Source organism: Mycolicibacter sp. MU0102, assembly GCF_963378105.1.
Taxonomy (GTDB): domain Bacteria; phylum Actinomycetota; class Actinomycetes; order Mycobacteriales; family Mycobacteriaceae; genus Mycobacterium; species Mycobacterium holstebronense.
In genome coordinates this window covers 920,935-936,201 of the sequence record NZ_OY726398.1, presented here as the reverse complement: position 1 = coordinate 936,201, position 15,267 = coordinate 920,935, and the positions used below count along the sequence as shown (strand labels likewise).

Here is a 15,267-nt window from a genome sequence, read left to right as displayed (position 1 = left end):
ATGTCTCGTCACCGCAGCAAAGTTGTGGGCAGCAAGGTTGTCGGAATCGCCGCGTTCTTGGCTGTGACCGCTGCCGGCACGCCGCTGACCCCGCCGGCGCACGCCGACCTCGACGACATGATGGACGTGCTGTTCACGCCATTCGTCACCACCGAAGGCACCCTCGACGGTGACGCCCTGTTCGACGCCACCGCCTGGGACACCTTCTTGTCCTCCGGCCACTGGGACAGCGCCTTTGCCGCACTGGCCGAGCCCAGCCCCGCCCTGGCCTTCGACTTCTACACCGGCCTGCACGACCTCGCCGAAAAGTGGATCGACAGCGACCTGGGCATCCAGGTCAACGGCGCCATCAACCTCCTGTTCGGCTCCACGGTCATCGGCAACGGAGCCGACGGCACCGAAGCCAACCCCGACGGCGAAAACGGCGGCTGGCTCTTCGGTGACGGCGGCGCCGGCTGGAACAGCACCACCGACGGCGTCGCCGGCGGCCACGGCGGCGACGCGGGCGGGCTCTTCGGCAACGGCGGCGCCGGCGGCCACGGCGGAGCCGGTGCCGTCGGCGGCGACGGCGGAGCCGCGGGCTGGCTGTTCGGCAACGGCGGCCACGGCGGCGACGCCGGCGACGGCGCCACCGCAGCTGGACTGCCCGCCCTCGGCGGCGTCGGCGGCGTAGCCGGACTGATCTACGGAACCCACGGCGCGGCCGGCCACTACGGCACCCTGCCCGGCGGCATCACCGGAACAGTCGCCCCACCGGTCGAGGTCTCCAACGGCTGGCTCACCAACAGCGACGGCCAGGTCGTGCTGCTGCGCGGACTCAACCAGGTCTACAAGATTCCGCCTTACGAGCCGGCTGCCGGCGGCTTCAGCGAGGAAGACGCCGCATTCCTGGCGGCCAACGGCTTCAACTCGGTACGCCTGGGCATCATCTGGGCCGGGGTCGAACCGCAGCCCGGAGTTATTGACTACAACTACCTGGCCTCGGTCCAGCAGACGGTGGAGATGCTGGGCCGCCACAACATCGTCGCCATCCTCGACATGCACCAAGACCTCTACAACGAGGAGTTCGGCGGCGAAGGCGCTCCGGATTGGGCCGTCTTGACCGGCGGGCTACCGCACTACAACCTCGGTTTCCCCGCCACCTACCCCCTCAGCCCCGCCCAGAACTACGCCTGGGATGCGTTCTGGGCCAACGACAAAGCACCCGATGGGATAGGGCTACAGAACCACTACGCGCTGTCGTGGCAGGCCGTCGCCAACTACTTCAAGGGCGACCCCAACGTGGCCGGCTACGACATCATGAACGAGCCATGGGCGGGTTCGCAGGCGTTGGGCAGCATTTTGGGCAACCCGTACTTCGACGCCCAGCAGCTGACCCCGTTCTACAACCAGATCGACGCGGCGATCCGCTCCGTCGACCCGAACAAGACCGTGTTCTTCGAGCCGAACACCCTCTTCGGCAGCCTGCCGGTCCAAACGCACCTGGGAACGGTGGAAGACGAGAATTCGGCCTTCTCGTTCCACCACTACTGCGTCACGACATCACTCATCCCCGGCTCGAGCTTCGGCTGCGACTGGAACGCCGACATCGTGTTCGGGTATGCGTCGGAATACACCCAGGCCCACAACATCCCGGGCTGGCTCAGCGAGTTCGGTGCCACCAACAACCTTGGGGCCATCGGGGCGAGCCTGAATGCCTCGAACAAGTGGCTCTTCGGCTGGTCTGAGTGGGCTTACACCGGCGGTGACATCACCAGTGCGTCGCCGAACGATCAGGCCCTGGTGATCGACCTGAGCAAGGACCCGGTCGGGGACAACGTCAACTGGGACAAGCTTGACGCCCTGTCCCAGCCCTACCCGCAGGCGATCTCCGGCATTCCGACCTCGTTGTCGTTCAACAATGGAGTCTTCTCCTTCAGCTACTCCACCGACCAGGCCGACGGGTCCGGACCCTTCGCAGCCGGATCACAGACCACCATCTCCGTTCCGACCAGCCAGTACCCCAACGGCTACACGGTGAATGTGACCGGCGGACACGTCACCTCCGGACCCAACGCGTCGCAGCTGATCATCGCCTCGGACGGCGCCTCAACCGTCACGGTGACCGTCAGGGCGAGCTAGGCGGCTTAGGCATCCTTGGGGCGCGGGCGCTCCGCCAGCAGGATCGGCGGAGCGCTGGCACGCACCGTCTGGCGTACCTCGCCCAGGCCCTGCACCTGCAGCGTCACCACGTCACCGTCACTCAGCCAACCCGGAAACGGTTGCGGCAGAGCGGGATCGAGATGTTCGAGTAGAGTGCAGGTCGGCACGGTGCCGGATCCGAAGACGTCACCGGGTTCCAGCGGCACTCCGCGCGACGCGTAGCTGATGATCTCGCCGAAGCTCCAGTCCATGGCCTCGGTCGACCCGAGCCCGACGATCACGTCGTTGACGATCGCGGTGGCGTGCAGGCTCAGTCTGCCGTTGCGGCGGTAGGGCTCCAGCTCGTCGGGAGTGACCAGGTAGGGACCTAAGGTGACCCCGCTGTCCTTGCCCTTGGCCTGCCCGATCGCCAGGACGCCCTCCTGAGCCTGCAGGTCCCGCGCCGACCAGTCGTTGAAAATCGTGTAGCCGATGATGGCCTGTTCGGCTTGCTCCACCGACAGGTTCGCGCCGGGCGTGCCGATGATCGCGGCGACCTCCAACTCGAAGTCTTGGCACACGCTGCCGGGTGCCATGGGCACATCGTCATAGGGCCCTAGAACCGTTGCCGGGCAGGCGAAATAGAACGCCGGGATTCGGTACCAGGTGTCGTCGAGGTCGCGGCTGCGGCCGGTCGCGGCCAGGCAGTTGCGCATGTGGTCCAGGAAGCACAGGCTGTCGCGGATCGACGGCGGACGCGGGATCGGCGCCATCAGCCTCACCTGATCGGCCCGCACCGTCGCCGACGGCGCGGCCAACGCCCGTTCGCCGGCGTCGCGCAGACCGTCCGGCCCGAGCCGGATCAGCTCCAGCAGCGTCACACCGGGCGGCAGCGCATGGATCACGTCCCCGTCAAGGACCCCCGTGCGCTCACCGTCTTCGCTTCGATAGGTCACCCATCGCACGGGTCAATCCTCACCCACTACATCATCCGGGGTCTTATCGGGCCGCAGTCCGCGCCAGCTGGGCTGACGCAGTCGGCCATCGGTCGTGTGTTCACTGAAGCGCACTTCGCCGACCACCGTCGGCTCCACAAACGTGACACCCTTGGCGTCCGGCGCGGGAAGCGGTGCCCCAAAAGGTGATTCGCCGGCGCGCAGGGGCACCAACATCTTCTTCAGGGCGGCCAGCTGGCGCTCGGTGAAACCCGTACCGACCCGGCCGACGAACCGCAGTCCGTCACCGTCGGGGATGCCCATCAGCAGCGACCCGATCCCCCCGCCACGAGCCCCCTCACCAGCCCGCCAACCGCCGATCACCACCTCCTGGGTCCGCCAGTACTTCTCCTTGACCCATGCCGTCGATCGGCGCCCCGCCTGATAGGGCGAATCCCATTTCTTGGCGACGACCCCTTCCCAGCCCAGCTTGCGGGACTGTTCGAGCGCCTTCGCGCCGTCGGGCGTCAGGAGGTCTTTGACCACCAGATCGGTTCCGCGCGCCAGGGTTTCCAGGAGACGACGACGATCCCGATAGGCCACCCGCAGCAGCGGGCGCCCGTCGAGATAGAGCAAGTCGAAAGCCCAGAACTGCAGGCGGGCCGAACGGGCACTGTTCTGCATCTCGGCGAAGCTGGGGACACCGTGGTCGTCGAGCGCGACGAGTTCACCATCGAGCACCACGTGGTGCTCGGCCAGGTCGGCGGCCGGAAACAGCAGCTGCGGGTACTCGCCGGTGACGTCGCGTCCGCTGCGGGCGCGCAACCGCAGTCGACCGTGATCGGCTTCCGCCAGCAGCCGGTAGCCGTCCCACTTGCCTTCGAAAGCCCACTGGCTTGGGTCCAGTCGCGTCACCGAGCCGTGGGTAGCCAGCATTGGGGCCAGCTCGCTGAACGTGAATGCCTGCTGGTCCTTCATCCGGTGCGCCAGCCATTGATCACCGCCGGTGCGGATCAGTGCGTATCGCCCGGAGATCCGGCTGCCGGCGAGCACGACGATCACCTCACCCTTCTCGGGGGTGTCCTCGAACTTCTCGGTCACGTAGGTACCCGAATCCCAGATATTCACCGTGCCGGCGCCGTACTCGCCCTTGGGGATGGTGCCTTCGAAGCGGCCGTATTCGAGCGGATGGTCCTCGGTGCGCACCGCGAGATGGTTGACCGACGTGGAGTCCGGGAGGTTCTTGGGCACCGCCCAGCTCACCAACACCCCATCGCGCTCCAGCCGGAAGTCGTAGTGCAGCCGGCGGGCGTGGTGCTCATGGATGACGAAACTGTTGCCCTCGCCCGGCGCCGGCGCCGCGGCCGGGACGGGTTCGGGAGTCCGGCCCGCATCACGCTTGGCCCGGTACACGGCCAGGCGATCTTGGCCTTCCAGGGGGCCATCGAGGCCGGCCAACAGATCACCGTCGCGCTCAACGCGGTCCAGCACCTCGTCAAAGCGCAGCTGCCGCAGGTCCGGGTCGTCCAGCTCGGCCCAGGTGCGGGGGGCGGCGACCGTCGGATGGTCGCGGCCGCGCAGCGAGTACGGCGCGATGGTGGTCTTGGCCGCATTGTTCTGACTCCAGTCGAGAAAGACCTTGCCGGCCCGCAGCTTCTTGGCCATGGTCGCGGTCACCAGCTCGGGCATCGCGGTTTCGAGTTGTTGCGCAACGCGTTTGGCTACCGTGGCGGCACCGGTACTGCTCACCGGGCGCTCGAGGGCGGCGTACAGGTGCACGCCTTTGCTGCCGCTGGTGACCGGGAAGGTGTCCAGGCCGAGCTCGGACATCAGGTCGCGGATGGCGCGCGCCACCTCGGCGAGCTGGCTCATCGTTGCGCCCTCGCCGGGGTCGAGGTCGAAGACCAGCCGCGTCGCCAGCCCTGGCTTGAGCACCTTCCCGCCGTGGGACCACTGCGCCTCGAAACGCCACTGCGGAACGTGAACTTCCAGTGCAGCCTGCTGGGCGATCCAGGCCAGGCCGTCGAGGTCCTCGATGATCGGATAAGTGGTGATGCCGGAGCGATGTTGAATGTCGGCGCGGGCCAACCAGCCCGGCGCCGAAGTGGCGAGCTGCTTTTCGAAGAACGATCCCTGATCCACACCGTTGGGCCAGCGTTTGCGCGTTACAGGGCGTCCCGCGATGTGCGGCAGCATCACTTCGGCGATCCGGGTGTAGTAGTCGTAGACCTCGGCCTTGGTGGTGCCCGTGGCGGGGTACAGCACCTTGTCGGCGTTGGTCAGCTTGACCCGGGTCTGGACGGACTCAGCGGCCATCTCACCAACCTACGTCGCGCCAAAGCAGGTTATCGGCACTCTCGCGTGGGCATACTGGCCTCATGCGTTCCATCTGGAAGGGTTCGATCGCATTCGGTCTGGTCAACGTGCCGGTGAAGGTCTACAGCGCCACCGAAGACCATGACATCAAGTTCCGCCAGGTGCATGCCAAGGACCACGGGCGAATCCGCTACCGGCGGGTGTGCGAGGAGTGCGGCGAAGTCGTCGACTACGGCGACATCGCGCGGGCGTATGAGTCCGACGACGGGCGGATGGTGGTGATCACCGACGACGACATCGCGAATCTCCCCGAGGAGCGCGATCATGAGATCGCGGTCCTCGAGTTCGTGCCGGCCGCGGATCTGGACCCGATGCTCTATGACCGCAGCTACTTTCTGGAGCCTGCCACAAAATCAATCAAATCCTATGTGCTGCTGGCCAAGACACTCGCCGAGACCGAGCGGGTGGCGATCGTGCACTTCACGCTGCGTAACAAGACGCGGCTGGCGGCGCTAAGGGTCAAGGATTTTTCCAAGCGCGAGGTGATGGTGGTGCACACCCTGCTGTGGCCGGACGAGATTCGCGACCCCGACTTCCCCGCGCTGGACACCAAGGTTGAGATCAAGCCGGCCGAGCTGAAGATGGCCGGGCAAGTAGTGGAATCGATGGCCGACGATTTCGACCCGGACCGCTACCACGACACGTATCAGGAGCAGTTGCACGAGTTGATCGCAGCCAAACTCGAAGGCGACGAGGCGTTCACCCCCGAGGAGCGTCCCGCCGAACTGGATGCGACCGAAGATGTTTCCGACCTACTGGCCAAGCTGGAGGCCAGCGTGAAGAAGCGATCGGAGTCCACGAAGCCGCCCGCTAAGAAGGCAGCCGCGAAGAAGGCCCCCGCCAAGAAGGCCCGGGCTTAGGCGCTTGCCCGAACGAGGCCCCGACGAAACTCCAGACGGGTGGCAGGGAGTACGGCACGCCTGACGTGGCTTCGACTGCTCATAGGCGTCAGGGTGGGGCTTTGTTGAGGGCGCGTTCGGTGTTGATGCGGTGGGTGCGGTCTTGGCTTCGGGTGTGTTTGCGGGTGGGCATCATCAGGCAGCGGTCGACGGTTGATGTAGCTGGTGACGGGGTTACTGCTGCTGCGGTGGTGGGCATGCACAGGGTCGGGAAGACGAGTGTGCTGCCGGGCCGGGTGGTGTAGGTGTGACCGGTGGGGCTGGTCCATTCGATGGTGCCGTCGGGGTGCTGGCGGTCACTCCAGCCCCCGGGGCCGGTCCAGAAGGTCTTGAGCAGGTGGTGTTTTCGGCAGAGGCATCGCAGGTTGGCCGGGTGGGTGGGGCCGATTGGATAGGCGATGGCGTGGTCGATATCGCAGTAGCTGGCGGGCTGGTCGCAGCCGGGGAATCGGCAGGTGAGGTCGCGGGCGCGAATGACGGCAGCCAGTGCTGTGGAGGGCCGGTAGTGCGGTTCGGCGGGCAGATCGCTGGGGTGTCGAAGGGGTTTGACGGTGGCGCCGTTGTTGACCAGCTGTGCCAGCAGTGGCGCGGGAACGGTGCCCCCGCCGATGATGTGTCCCGACCGTGGCCGATGCGCTGGGGGTCGGGACTGTGGGGCCGGCGCCGGGGACTGTTGGCCGTTGCCGAATCGCGGCTCGGTGGGGGTGTGCAGGGCGGTTTGGTCGGCCAGGACGTAGACGGTGACGTTGCCCGCGCGGGCGTCTGCCCCGGCAGCGGGGCAGTCGCTGTTGCCGCAGCCGCAGGCGAGGCCGTCCGCGCCGGCGGCCAGGGCGCCGAGGGCATCGGCGCGGCGTTGGGCCAGGGTGCGGGGGTCGTCGTCGCAGACGGTGTGGGCCAATTGGGTCAGGCGCCGGTCGAGTGCGGTGGCATCGGTGGCGAACAGCCGCCCCCACAGGGCGGTGGTGCCGTTCTCGCTGTTTCGGGTGTCGATGACGATTTCGCGGCCCCGGGCATCGCGTTCTTGGCGTCGGATGGCTTCGGGGTCGTACCGGTCGATCAGGGCGTCGATGGCCGCAGCGGTCTTGGCTGCCGAGAGGGTCCCCAGACCGGTGGCGATCGCGGCGAGCTCGGTGTCGATGATGTGCAAGAGGTAGGGGTTGGTGATCAAGGTGGTGCGCCAGACGATCGTGGCGACCAGCCGGGTGCTGATCGCCCCCTCGAGAAACAGGGCGGCGACCTTTGGCAGCCGCTCCCGCAGCGCCGAAGCCAGATACATCTGCGAGGACGCCATCCCGTGGCTGATCTGTTCGGCGGCGGCGACTTCGGAGGCCGCGGCATCCCAGTAGTCGCAGGACCAGCGTGACCGGTTCACCGCGTCGATTCCGCGGGTGCGCCGAGCGACCAACTCGCCGATCGCCGCCAGGCGGCGCGCCGAGGCCGCGGCCTCCACCTGCGACCACCCGGCGATGGCCGCCACCAGGGCTTTGTCGTCGGCATCGGCCAACGATTCCGGCCCCGGCAACCTACTATCGAACATATGTTCGATGATACCCGAATCCACCGACGCGCGCAGCGGACTTACGGGCCCCGACCTTAAATTAGAACGTGTTTCAATAAAGGGGTTCAGCTGACGTCCGATCCTTGTTAGCGTGCCTACGTGATACTCGACAAATTCCGAATCGATAATCAAACAGCTGTCGTTACCGGCGCTGGCCGGGGCTTGGGCGCCGCCATTGCCGTCGCGTTCGCCGAGGCGGGCGCCGACGTGGTGATCGCATCGCGTACCCAATCTGAACTAGAGGCCGTCGCGCAGCAGGTCCGCGCGGCGGGTCGTCGTGCCCACATCGTCGTCGCCGATCTCGCTCATCCCGAGGAGACCGCCAAGCTGGCCGCCGAAGCGGTCGAGGCGTTCGGCAGGCTCGACATCGTCGTCAACAACGTCGGCGGAACGATGCCCAACACCCTGCTGACCACGTCGACCAAAGACCTCAAAGACGCGTTCACGTTCAACGTCGCCACGGCGCATGCCCTGACCGTCGCAGCGGTGCCGCTGATGCTGGAGCACTCCGGCGGCGGCTCGTTCATCAACATCACCTCCACCATGGGGCGGGTGCCCGGACGAGGGTTCGCCGCCTACGGCACGGCCAAGGCCGCGCTGGCCCACTACACCCGGTTGGCCGCACTGGACCTGTGCCCGAAGATCCGCGTCAACGCCATTGCCCCGGGATCGATCATGACCTCGGCGCTGAACGTGGTGGCCGCCAACGAAGAGCTGCGCACCCCCATGGAAAAGGCCACGCCGATGCGTCGACTCGGTGACCCCGAGGAGATCGCGGCTGCCGCCCTGTACTTGGCTTCCCCGGCCGGCAACTACCTGACCGGCAAGGTGCTCGAAGTCGACGGCGGCATCACCTTCCCGAACCTTGACCTGCCCGTCCCGGATCTGTGAGGAACTGCTGACCTATGACTATTCGTGTTGCTCAGATCGGTACCGGCAACGTCGGTGTCCACGCACTGAAAGCTCTGATCACCAACCCCGAGTTCGAACTGACCGGGGTGTGGGTGTCCTCGGACGCCAAGGCCGGTAAAGACGCTGCGGAACTGGCCGGTGTTGACACGCCGACCGGCGTGACCGCAACGACCGACCTGCAGCAGGTGCTCGACGCCAAGCCTGACTGCGTGGTCTACACCGCGCTGGCCGACAACCGGCTCGTCGAGGCGCTGGAGGACTTCAAGCGCATCCTGGGCGCCGGCATCAACGTCGTCGGCAGCAGCGCGGTGTTCCTGCAGTACCCGTGGAACGTCATCCCCGCAGAGATGCTGACCCCGATCGAGGACGCCGCCAAGGCCGGCAACGCCAGCTTGTTCATCAACGGCATCGACCCGGGCTTCGCCAACGACCTGCTGCCCCTGGCCCTGGCAGGCACCTGCCAGAGCGTCCAGCAGATCCGCTGCATGGAGATCGTCGACTACGCCACCTACGACAGCGCGGCCGTCATGTTCGACGTGATGGGCTTCGGCCAGTCGATGGACGAGACCCCGATGCTGCTGCAGCCCGGTGTGCTCAGCCTGGCGTGGGGTTCGGTGGTGCGCCAGCTCGCAGCCGGCCTGGGCCTGGAACTCGACTCGGTCGAGCAGTCCCATATCCGGGTGCCCGCGCCGGAGGACTTCTCGATTTCCTCGGGTGACATCGCCAAAGGCACCGCCGCGGCATTGCGATTCGAGGTACGCGGGATGGTTGACGGCAAGGCCGCCGTGGTCCTTGAGCACGTCACCCGGCTGCGCGAAGACCTGTGCCCGGAGTGGCCGCAGCCGGCTCAGGAAGGCGGCTCGTACCGCGTCGAGGTGACCGGGGAGCCGTCGTACGCGCTGGACCTGTGCCTGTCCAGCCCCAACGGCGACCACAACCACGCCGGCCTGGTGGCCACCGCGATGCGGGTCGTCAACGCGATTCCCGCAGTGGTGGCAGCCGAGCCGGGCATCCGGACCACGCTGGACCTGCCGCTGGTCACCGGGCGCGGCCTCTACAGCGCCGGCTGACCACGGCGGCGCCGTGACCGCGGACCGTCGGCGAAATTCCGGCTACCCTGACTTTCCTGTTCGTTAATCCGGATGGAAAGGGTGTCGGTGGCCGCAGACACCGCGGTTCGACTGAAGCCGGGCTGGGCATTGCTCGGCCCGGCTTTCGTCGCTGCCATCGCCTACGTCGACCCGGGCAACGTAGCCGCCAACGTCAGTGCGGGAGCGAAATTCGGCTTCCTGCTGGTCTGGGTCATCGTCGCAGCCAACGTCATGGCCGGGCTGGTGCAGTACCTGTCCGCCAAGCTCGGATTGGTGACCGGACGCTCGCTGCCGGAGGTGATCGGCGCCCACAGCCGCAAACCGGTCCGGATCGCCTATTGGCTGCAGGCCGAATTGGTGGCCATGGCAACAGATCTCGCCGAGGTGGTGGGCGGCGCCATCGCGTTGAACCTGATCTTCGGATTACCGCTGGTGCTTGGCGGCCTCATCACCGGGGTGGTGTCGATGGCGCTGCTGGCGGTCGGCGACCGGCGCGGGCCGCGGGTTTTCGAGCAGGTGACCAGCGGGCTGCTGATCATCATCGCCATCGGATTTTTGGCCAGCCTGGTGGTCGCCCCACCGGCGCCCGCCGACGTCGCGGCGGGCCTGTTGCCCCGTTTCGACGGCACCGAGAGCGTGCTGCTGGCCACCGCAATCCTGGGCGCAACAGTGATGCCGCACGCGGTGTACCTGCACTCGGGCCTGGCCCGCGATCGGCACGGCCAGCCCGAGCCCGGCCCGGCGCGACGGCGGCTGCTGCGGGTCACTCGCTGGGACGTGGGCCTGGCGATGCTGGTGGCCGGAACGCTGAATCTGGCCATGCTGGTGGTGGCCGCGAACAACCTGCGCGGCATGGATGACGCCGGTTCCATCGAGGGTGCACACGCCGCGGTCGGCAACACCCTGGGGCCGACGGTCGCGCTGTTCTTCGCGATCGGACTGCTGGCCTCGGGATTGGCGTCGACCTCGGTGGGCGCCTACGCCGGCGCGATGATCATGCAGGGCCTGTTGCGGGTGTCGGTTCCGCTGCTCTGGCGCCGGTTGATCACGCTGGGCCCGGCGCTGGCGATCCTGGCCCTGGGGGTCGAGCCCACGCGGGCACTGGTGATCTCGCAGGTGGTGCTGTCCTTCGGCATCCCGTTCGCGCTGGTACCGCTGATCCGGGTGACCGGCGACCGGGCGCTGATGGGTGCCGACGCCAACGGGCCGCTGACCTCGGCCCTCGGTTGGGCGATCACCGCGGTGATCGGGACGCTCAATGTGGCGCTGATCTATCTGACCGTGCGCTAGACGACGGCTCCACCTTCCCTGCCGAGCGTTCTTTGGACGTTAACTCCTACGCCGCCCACCCTTTTCGCCCGCGTCGATAACCGCTCCTAGCGTGACTATTGCGCGTTCGTCGTCGAAGGAGTTCGTCGTCGAAGGAGTTGATGGGCTAATTGCATCCGATTGCGCCGACGTGGCTGGCTTCGCCGCCCGAGGTCCATTCCGCATTGCTGAGCAGTGGACCGGGCCCGGGGGCGCTGATCGCCGCCGCGTCAGCGTGGTCATCATTGAGCTCTGAATACGCCTCGGCAGCGGCGGATTTGAACAGCACCTTGGGCACCGTTCATGCCGGAATCTGGATGGGACCAAGCGCAGAACGCTATGTGACTGCACACCAACCGTATTCGGCGTGGCTCATGCAAGCCAGCGCCGACAGTGCGCGCGCCGCCGCCCAACACGAGATCGCCGCGGCGGCCTACGCCAGCGCGTTGGCCACCATGCCAACCATGGCCGAGCTGGCGGCCAATCACGCCGCGCACGCGATCCTGGTGGCGACGAACTTCTTCGGCATCAACACCATCCCGATCGCCCTCACCGAAGCCGACTACATCCGTATGTGGATCCAAGCGGCCACCACGATGGCTACCTATCAAACGATTTCGGACACGGCCTTGGCCACCGTGCCCCGCACACCGGCGGCGCCGCCGATCCTGGCGTTCGAGGACGGCGGCGGTGGCGACGATGACGGCGCCGGCGGCAGCCCGGCCGACGCCCTCACCGCCCTGTACGAAACCCTCGCGATCTTCCTGGAGATCGCCGACATCTTGGACGGCCCGATCATCGCGATCATCGTGGAGATCGTGAACCGCATCATCGAGGCCATCAACGCCGCGGCGGCCCAGGTCGCGAGCGTGCCGCCCATGGCGCCGGTGATCGCGGCCGTGACAAAGCCCGTCATCGTGGTCGCGGCAAGGGTGCCGGCGGTGCTCATAGCGCCACCCTCCGATGACGTGCCGGCGGCAGGATTCGCGCCGGGCTCGCCGACCCCCGCCACCTCGGTCACTGCCACCACCCCGACTCCCGCCACCCCCGCCCTCATCCCGACAGCCGTAGCTATCGCTCCGGCGGTCCGCGCGGCGGCACCGTCTGGCCACGGACCCGATAAAGGGTTCGGCCCCACGCTCAACGACCAGGAAGCGGCGCCCGCCTCGGGCGTTCGGACCCGGAAGGCCGCCTCGAGCCCAGCGCGTCGCCGACGCCGCACCGCGGCCAAGGAGCCCGGCGCGACCATGGCCATGGACTCCGAACCACTCGTACCCGATGCACCGACGCCCCCACCGTCGACGACGGCGTCCGACCGTAACGCGGGCGCCTTGGGCCTGGCCGGAACCCACTCGCGAGGTAGCGGGGAACACGCAACCGGCTTGGCGACGTTGGACGAGGACGCCTTCGGCAGCGGCCCGACGGTTCCGATGCTGCCCACCACCTGGACCGCGGAGCCGGAAGCACCGTCCGGTTCGTAACGTTTGTTAAATAGACTAATTAATTGCTAGACTAAGCAAATCGCCCTGTCCATCACCTCAAGGAGCGCTCAATGGCACGCACCGACAATGACACCTGGGACCTGGCCACCAGCGTGGGAGCCACCGCGACAATGGTCGCCGCCGCCCGGGCGATCGCCACCAAGGCCGACGATCCGCTGATCGACGACCGCTTCGCCGAGCCACTGGTCCGGGCGGTCGGCGTCGACTTCTTGACCAAATGGGCCGCCGGGGAACTGGCGGGCACCGATCTCGACGACCACGAGTCCGGCTGGAAGCTCGGGCAGATGCCCGACGCGATGGCCGCCCGCACCCGCTTTTTCGACGCATTCTTCACCGCCGCCACCCAGGCCGGCATTCGCCAGGCGGTGATCCTCGCATCGGGTCTGGATGCACGCGCCTACCGACTGACGTGGCCGTCGGGCATGACGATCTTCGAGATCGACCAACCCGCGGTGCTGGCGTTCAAGACCGCGACGCTGGCCGACTTGGGCGCCGAGCCCACCGCCGATCGCCGCGGCGTCGCCGTCGATCTGCGCGATGACTGGCAGGCCGCGTTGATCGAGGCGGGGTTCGACCGCACCCAGGCCACCGCATGGATCGCGGAGGGACTGCTCGGCTATCTCCCTCCGGAAGCGCAGGATCGGCTGCTGGACAACATCACCGCACTGAGTGCCGACGGCAGCCGACTGGCCACCGAGGCCATTCCGAACATCTCGGCGGCCCAGCACGAGCAGGCCCGGGAGATGATGCGCAGCGCCACTGACAAATGGCGGGCGCACGGTTTCGACCTGGAGTTCTCCGAACTCGGCTACGAGGGAGACCGCAACGACGTCGGCACCTACCTCGAGCCCCTGGGCTGGACATCGACCGGCCAGACCATGACCGAGCTGCTGACGCAGTACGGGCGTCCGACGCCCGCACGAGGCGCCGACTCGGTGTCGATGGCCGACACGACCTACTACACCTCGATCAAGGGCTAGGCGGAGACGCTCTCGCGCGCCTTGGCCTTCTCTTCGTAGTAGGTGGCCCGCTCGTCGACCATCTTCATGAAGCCGACGACCTGCTCGCGGGCCTCATCGCCCACAGCACCGAAGTCGTTGCGCTCGTGGATCTTCCAGAAGCGCAGCACCGGCTGGATGACGTCATCGTGGTGGATACGCAGGTCGTAGATCCCGGCCTTGGCGATCATGATGGCGTTCTCCTGGAAGCCGGGCATGTTCATCCCGGGCATCGAGAAGCCGAGCACCTCGTCGCGGATGGCGCACATCGCCTCGTCCGGGGCGATCTCCAGGGCCGCCTGCATCAGGTTGCGGTAGAACACCATGTGCAGGTTCTCGTCGAGTGCGACGCGGGCCAGCAACTGGTCAGCGAGGGGGCATCCAGAGGCCTTGCCGGTGTTGCGGTGCGACACCCGGGTGGCGAGCTCCTGGAAGGACACATACGCCAGCACCCCCAGCGCTGACTTGCCGCCGGAGTCATAGCCGGCGATGGTGTGCTGCATCCGCATGTTCTCGAGGTTCACCGGGTCGATGCCGCGGGTGACGATGAGGTAGTCACGCAGCGCGATGCTGTGGCGGCCCTCCTCGGCGGTCCACTGGCCCACCCAGGTGCCCCAGGCGCCGTCCCGACCGAAGGTGGTGGCGATCTCGCGGTGGTAGGACGGCAGGTTGTCCTCGGTCAGCAGGTTGACCAGCAGCGCAGCCTTGGCGACTGAGTCCAGCGGCGAGTCTTCGGGAACCCAGTCCTCGCCCCCGAGGAAGGCGAAGTCGCGCCCCTTGCTCCACGGCACGTAGTCGTGCGGCAGCCACGGCTTGGCCGCCTTGAGGTGGCGATTCAGGTTCTGCTCGACAATCGGCTCCAACTCGTGAAGCAGTGCCGTCTGGACATTCCCCATAGTTTTTCAGTCCCCTCCCCGATAGACAGGTGGGCTGTCTCTTGGCCCCCCAGCCGAACCTACGGTTCCGTAGGTTTGTTCCACGGTAAGCACCCACCCGCCGCGTGTCAAACGTTAACTTAGCTGCTGCGGAGCATTCCGCACCCCGAATCGACCGACCAGATCAGCGCCCCAGCTTCCGTCGCCGGACCCATGACGGGCGCCCGCTTCGACCGGGCGCTAGGGCGCCGCGCGGCCTTCCGAGCGCCGCTTGAGCCCGTCCGCCTCCATGTCGACATAGCGACGAATCCGGCTACCGGCGAGCAGACCGGCCAGCCAAGCCATCGGACCGCTCACCGTAAAAGTCAGCACGGCCCGCACCCCCGACCCGGTCGGCGACAACTCGTGGAAGCCGGTGAAGCGGATGCCCGCCGTCGACGCCGTCCAGGTGAAGGAGCGCTCGTGCACCAGGTCGGTGACCGTCCACACCATCGGACGACCAGCAGGCTGCCGGACACGGGCGGTACTGCCGACTCGCAGCGGACCCGAGTCGAGGCGGACGATCTCACGCATCGATGCCGTCCAGTCCGGCCAATGCTCGACGTCGGTCAGGACGGCCCAGACCTCGCTGAGACGGGCCGCGATGGGATCAGTGCGGGTGTAGCGCATCGGCGCCCCCTTCCCCTCAACGG

At 67.2% G+C, this 15,267-nt stretch carries 11 protein-coding genes and 1 pseudogene; 7 read left to right on the top strand and 5 right to left on the bottom strand.

Features of this window, described 5'->3' with window-relative positions; genetic code table 11:
* Positions 1 to 2,121 carry a cellulase family glycosylhydrolase gene (locus RCP37_RS04450; protein ID WP_308485789.1) on the top strand — a complete coding sequence of 707 codons (2,121 nt, stop codon included), beginning with the start codon at positions 1 to 3 and terminating at the stop codon, positions 2,119 to 2,121.
* A gap of 17 nt (positions 2,122 to 2,138) precedes the next feature.
* On the opposite strand, the pseudogene RCP37_RS04445 reads toward RCP37_RS04450, so the two are convergent.
* Both RCP37_RS04445 and RCP37_RS04440 read right to left on the bottom strand, forming a co-directional pair.
* A pseudogene (locus RCP37_RS04445) lies at positions 2,139 to 3,086 on the bottom strand (fumarylacetoacetate hydrolase family protein); the annotation flags it as partial.
* A gap of 3 nt (positions 3,087 to 3,089) precedes the next feature.
* On the bottom strand, positions 3,090 to 5,372 hold the full coding sequence (locus RCP37_RS04440; protein ID WP_308485788.1) for an ATP-dependent DNA ligase: 2,283 nt from the start codon (positions 5,370 to 5,372) through the stop codon (positions 3,090 to 3,092).
* A gap of 62 nt (positions 5,373 to 5,434) precedes the next feature.
* Between RCP37_RS04440 and ku the strand changes: the two genes are divergently transcribed.
* On the top strand, positions 5,435 to 6,292 hold the full coding sequence (gene ku / locus RCP37_RS04435; protein ID WP_308485787.1) for a non-homologous end joining protein Ku: 858 nt from the start codon (positions 5,435 to 5,437) through the stop codon (positions 6,290 to 6,292).
* Positions 6,293 to 6,380: 88 nt separating this feature from the next.
* Here ku and RCP37_RS04430 read toward each other — a convergent pair whose 3' ends face one another.
* Positions 6,381 to 7,868: an HNH endonuclease signature motif containing protein gene (locus tag RCP37_RS04430; protein WP_308485786.1), complete on the bottom strand. Its 1,488-nt coding sequence runs from the start codon at positions 7,866 to 7,868 to the stop codon at positions 6,381 to 6,383.
* Positions 7,869 to 7,988: 120 nt separating this feature from the next.
* Between RCP37_RS04430 and RCP37_RS04425 the strand changes: the two genes are divergently transcribed.
* The 5 genes from RCP37_RS04425 to RCP37_RS04405 all read left to right on the top strand — a co-directional run bounded on the left by RCP37_RS04425 (position 7,989) and on the right by RCP37_RS04405 (position 13,682).
* Positions 7,989 to 8,780, top strand: a complete 792-nt coding sequence (locus tag RCP37_RS04425; protein ID WP_308485785.1) for an SDR family oxidoreductase — start codon at positions 7,989 to 7,991, stop codon at positions 8,778 to 8,780.
* Between the two features lie 14 nt (positions 8,781 to 8,794).
* Positions 8,795 to 9,871: an NAD(P)H-dependent amine dehydrogenase family protein gene (locus tag RCP37_RS04420; protein WP_308485784.1), complete on the top strand. Its 1,077-nt coding sequence runs from the start codon at positions 8,795 to 8,797 to the stop codon at positions 9,869 to 9,871.
* A 72-nt stretch (positions 9,872 to 9,943) separates the two neighbouring features.
* Positions 9,944 to 11,182 carry an Nramp family divalent metal transporter gene (locus RCP37_RS04415; protein ID WP_308485783.1) on the top strand — a complete coding sequence of 413 codons (1,239 nt, stop codon included), beginning with the start codon at positions 9,944 to 9,946 and terminating at the stop codon, positions 11,180 to 11,182.
* A gap of 149 nt (positions 11,183 to 11,331) precedes the next feature.
* The gene (locus tag RCP37_RS04410; RefSeq protein ID WP_373693104.1) at positions 11,332 to 12,681 is read left to right on the top strand and encodes a PPE family protein; all 1,350 of its coding nucleotides are present in this window, start codon (positions 11,332 to 11,334) and stop codon (positions 12,679 to 12,681) included.
* 71 nt (positions 12,682 to 12,752) lie between these two features.
* A complete protein-coding gene (locus RCP37_RS04405) occupies positions 12,753 to 13,682 on the top strand; it encodes a class I SAM-dependent methyltransferase (RefSeq protein WP_308485782.1) in 930 nt (309 codons plus the stop codon).
* On the opposite strand, the gene RCP37_RS04400 is transcribed toward RCP37_RS04405, so the two are convergent.
* Both RCP37_RS04400 and RCP37_RS04395 read right to left on the bottom strand, forming a co-directional pair.
* On the bottom strand, positions 13,679 to 14,596 hold the full coding sequence (locus RCP37_RS04400) for an acyl-ACP desaturase (protein ID WP_308485781.1): 918 nt from the start codon (positions 14,594 to 14,596) through the stop codon (positions 13,679 to 13,681). The genes RCP37_RS04405 and RCP37_RS04400 overlap by 4 nt on opposite strands.
* A 219-nt stretch (positions 14,597 to 14,815) precedes the next feature.
* Positions 14,816 to 15,244 carry an SRPBCC family protein gene (locus RCP37_RS04395; RefSeq protein WP_308485780.1) on the bottom strand — a complete coding sequence of 143 codons (429 nt, stop codon included), beginning with the start codon at positions 15,242 to 15,244 and terminating at the stop codon, positions 14,816 to 14,818.
* Positions 15,245 to 15,267: the final 23 nt, after the last annotated feature.